The organism is Elioraea sp. Yellowstone, assembly GCF_006704265.1.
Lineage (GTDB): Bacteria > Pseudomonadota > Alphaproteobacteria > Acetobacterales > Acetobacteraceae > Elioraea.
In genome coordinates, this window is sequence record NZ_VIKA01000215.1 from 1 (window position 1) to 4,069 (window position 4,069).

Annotated in this window: 2 protein-coding genes; both read right to left on the reverse strand. The window is 76.4% G+C overall.

From position 1 onward, the window contains the following. A partial coding sequence (locus FK498_RS17700) for a hypothetical protein (RefSeq protein WP_141856903.1) occupies nucleotides 1-349 on the reverse strand: 349 nt, incomplete at its 3' end. Then, nucleotides 349-4,069, reverse strand: a 3,721-nt coding sequence (locus tag FK498_RS19495; RefSeq protein ID WP_161988478.1) for a hypothetical protein, incomplete at its 5' end; no start/stop codon positions are given. The genes FK498_RS19495 and FK498_RS17700, both read right to left, overlap by 1 nt.

Consider the following 4,069-nt stretch of genomic DNA (forward strand, 5'->3'; position numbering starts at 1 on the left):
GGCGGCGGCAGGCGCGTACGGCCGCGGGCACGTCGCCCAGCACGCGCGCGGGCTGCGGCGGCTCGCACTGCGCGACCGTGGCGAGATAGTCCTCGAAGCCCGCGCTCGTCGCCGCCGCCATCGGGTCCTGCCGCCCGGCGAGCGAGAACAGCCGCGCCGAGGGCGCGGTCCAGGTCCCGCAGAGCACCTCGACGCGCGGCTGGGCGGCGGAGCCGACGCGGCGGAAGCTGCACCCCTCGCCGGCAACCGTGCGCCCGGCATCGCCCAGTTCCGGACCGACCGGCCCGCCCGGCGCCGCACAGCCCGCAGCCGCCAGACCGATCGCGAGCAGCACCGGAGCGGCGCGCATCACGGCGTCCCCCCGCGGCGCGGTGCGGCTGCGGCCGCCTCCGCCTGCTCGTCCTCCTGGCCGTCCCCGCCCGCCCCGGCCTCCGCGGACTGGCGGAGCGACTCCTCCGGGCCGGTGTTGATGATCGGCACCGCGCTCTCGTCGAGGCGTGGCGCGCCGCCCTCAAGGGCGAGCACCGGCGGCACGTAGAGCACCGGGATCTGCGCCAACGGCAGGAAGGTGCAGCCGATCGTGCCGATCGCGCAGTCATTGATCACCTGGCTGAACAGCGGGTCGCCGAGCCGCTGCACGTAGGTCGACGCCGGGTCGCCGCCGACGCCGTTGATCACGCCGTAGAGCGCGACGCCGGCCGCCGCACCGACATAGACCCCGGCGGCGCGCAGCCGCAGCGCCTCGCTGGTCGGCGCGGACTGGACGGAGCCGTTCTCCCCGAAGACGTAGAGCAGGCTGCCCGGGGCGTTGATCTGGCCGAGATCGACCGCGACCGCGCTCTGCGACGCGTCGGCGGGGCTGCCGAATTCGGTCTGGATCGAAGTGACATGGGCGACCAGGGACGGAGTCCCGTTCAGGCGGACGATCCGGTTCGCGGCGATCTCGTCGGGGGTCTGCACCCGGAGCAGGTTCAGCATGCCGAGCAGCTGGCCGACATCCGTGCCGGGATCGGGTGCGCCGAGCGGCCTCAGGTCGCCCGAGGCATCGATCACGATCAGCTCCGGATCGCCGGAGGAAGACAGCTGATCGGGGCCGCCCGCGAAGCGGATCACGCCTGTTCCGCCCGGCGTCTGCTCGGCGCGCCGGACCATGATCCGACCACCCGGGGCAGCGAGCGAACCGGACAGGGTGAAGTCGGCGCCGAAGCCGATGATCAGCCGCCCGCCGGCACCGACCGCGATGTCGCCGCCGATGGTCGCCGACCCGTCCGTGCCGATCAGGGCATTGCGGCCGGCCGTCACCGTGCCGGCGATGCCGAGATCGCCGTCCGCCGCCAGCACCGCGTCCAGGCCCCCGGCGACCTCGCCGGCAACGGCCAGGGCGCCGCCGGCGGCAAGCCGTGCGGTGCCGCCCGCGGCGATGCTGCCGGCCACGGTCATCGCCCCGCCTGAGGCGACTGTCGCATCACCGCCGGCGTCGATCGTGCCCGCAGGGGTGATGGCCAGGGTTCCGCCGGCGGAGAGCGCGGCGTCGCCGGAGGTCTGCACCAGCCCGGCCTGGGTCAGCGACGTGCCGGCCGCGAGCGTCGCCGTGGCGCCGCGCACCGTTCCCGTGAGGTCGATCGCCTGGCCGGCATCGAGGCTGACGCCGCCACCGGCATCGGCGAGACCGGAGACCACGATGTCCTGGCCCGCGGCAAGCGCCACGTCGCCCTCGGCGGCCACGGTGCCGGTGACCAGCAGCCCCGCACCCGCCGTCAGGCTGGCATCCGCGCCGGCCTCGGCGGTGCCCGCAACGGTCAGACCGGTCCCCGCCGCCAGACCAAGCCCCTCGCCCGAACGCACCACGGCGCCCGCGTCGATGGCGACGGCCGCGTCGGCGGTCAGCGTCGCATCGCCGCCGGCGTCGATCGCGCCGCCGGCGGTGACCGCGATCGTGCCGGGCGTATCGAGCGTGATCGCGCCGCCCGCCTCGACCGTGCCGGACACGACCATGCCCGCTGCCCCGGCGGAGAGCGCGGCGTCGGTCCCGGCCCGAACCGGCCCGGAGACGGCGAGCGGCCCGTCCGCCTCGAGCGTCACCGCGGCGGCGACGGACCGCGTGCCCTCGAGCGCGGGCACCAGCGCACCGTCCGCGCCGATCGTCCCGACCGTCAGCGCCCCACCGGCGCGGACGGACAGCGGCCCTTGCGCGCTGCCTGCGACAGTGCCGATCGCGTTGCCCGCAAGACCGAGATCGATCGCCCCGGCGTCCGCCAGCGCCGCGAGCCCGGCCGCGGCGATCGCGCCTCCGGTCTGCACGATGTCGCCCGTCAGCGCGCGCAGCCGAACCGTGCCGGCACCCGCCGAGAGCGTGCCGCCGATGGTCAGGCCGTCGCCCGACAGCAGGGTCAGCGGCGCATTCGTCGTTCCGATGCCGCCCGACCCGACCGCGACCGGCCCCTCGGCGCGGAAGCGGAACCCGTCGCGACCGAAGCCGGCGACGCTGCCAACGGCGTTGGCTGCCCCGGCGGTGGCGAGATCGACCGTGCCGGCGGAGGCGGTCACGCCAAGGCTGCCCGCCGTGACGCCGCCCGTCGCGGTCTGCTGGACATCCCCGCCCAAGCTGCCGGCGAGAAGGGCGATGCTGCCGGTACCGGCATCGATCGGCCGGTCGAGCAGGACGCCGCCGCCGAAGACGGTGCCGCCGGCCAGCGTCACCGTGCCTCCGCCCGAGACCAGGCGGATGCCGGACTGCCCATCGACCAGCGTGCCGTCAGCCGCGACCTCGCCCACCGTCACGTCGGCTGCGTTGCTGAGGCGGAACTCCGCCTGCGCCTCCCCCGCCACGGCGCCGACCAGATTCGTCCCATCCAGCAGCACGGTGTCGCCCCGCGCCAGCAGCGCTTCGGCAATCACGGCGGCCGAGGCGGTCTGGCTCAGCGTGCCGTCGGCCTGCAGCCGCACGATCCCGCCCGGCCCGGCCCCCGCATCCACGGACTGCGTCAGGCTCAGATCACCGCCTTCGACACGCAGGCTGATCGGCGCGCCGAAGGCGGGGCTGCGCAGCCCGGCCTCGCCGGCGATCGGCAGCACGGCATCGCCCCCGACGCTGCCGACGGTGAGCGTTCCCTGGTGGCGGACGCGCAGGCCGGCGACCGAACCGCCGGCCAGAAGCCCGATCCTGTTGTCGGTCCCGGTGAGGTCGACGGTGCCGCCGCGCGCGAGGAGCGCGCCCGCGCTCAGCGCGCCGGCCGCGCCCTGCGCGAGCGCCCCGCCGGCCTGCAGCCGGAGCGTGGCGCTGCCCGCATCGAGCGGTGCCTCGACGGTCAGATCGCCGGCGGCGAGCAGCGAGATCGGCGCCGAGGGCGTCACGATCCCGTCCCGGCCGGCGATGGCGAGCGGAACGGCCCCGCCGACCTCGAGCGAGGGAACGGTGCCGACGGCGACGGATCCGCCGGCCCGGTAGCGGAAGCCGCCCGCCCCCGCCGTGCCGGCGATCGTGCCGACGTCATTGCCGGGATCGTCGAGCCGGACCTCGCCCGATGGCGCGACCGCCACGAGGCGTGCCGTCGCGCCGCCCGCGATGGGACCGGTCTGGGTGATCGAGCCCGTGCCGCTCTCCAGCACCAGCGTGCGGGCGTCGCCCGGCGCGCCGGCGCGGTTCACGCGGATGCCGATCCCCGGGAAGAAGAGGTTCTCGCGCACGACGATCGCGCCCGCCGCCGCCTCCGCCGCGCCGCCGACCGCGCCGATGCGCAGCGTGGTCGTGGCGCCGCCCAGGAGGTCGATCGCCTCGGCGGAAAGCCAGAGTGCGCCCGGGTCGAAGGGGAAGAGGTTGCCGAGCTCGATCCCGCGCCCGGCCGTGAACGGGCGCACGACCACGGCCGCGGCATCCGCACCGACGGTCGCCTCGAGGCTCATCGCATCGGCCGCGAGTTCGACCGCCGGACCCGCGATCGGCGCGTCCACGGCAAGGCCGCCGCCCGGCTGCGTCACCGCGAGCCGCACCGTCGCGTCGGCCCCGCCCGAGGCACCAGCCGCGCCGGCCACCAGCGCGTCACCGGCGACCGAGCCGACCGTGACGTCC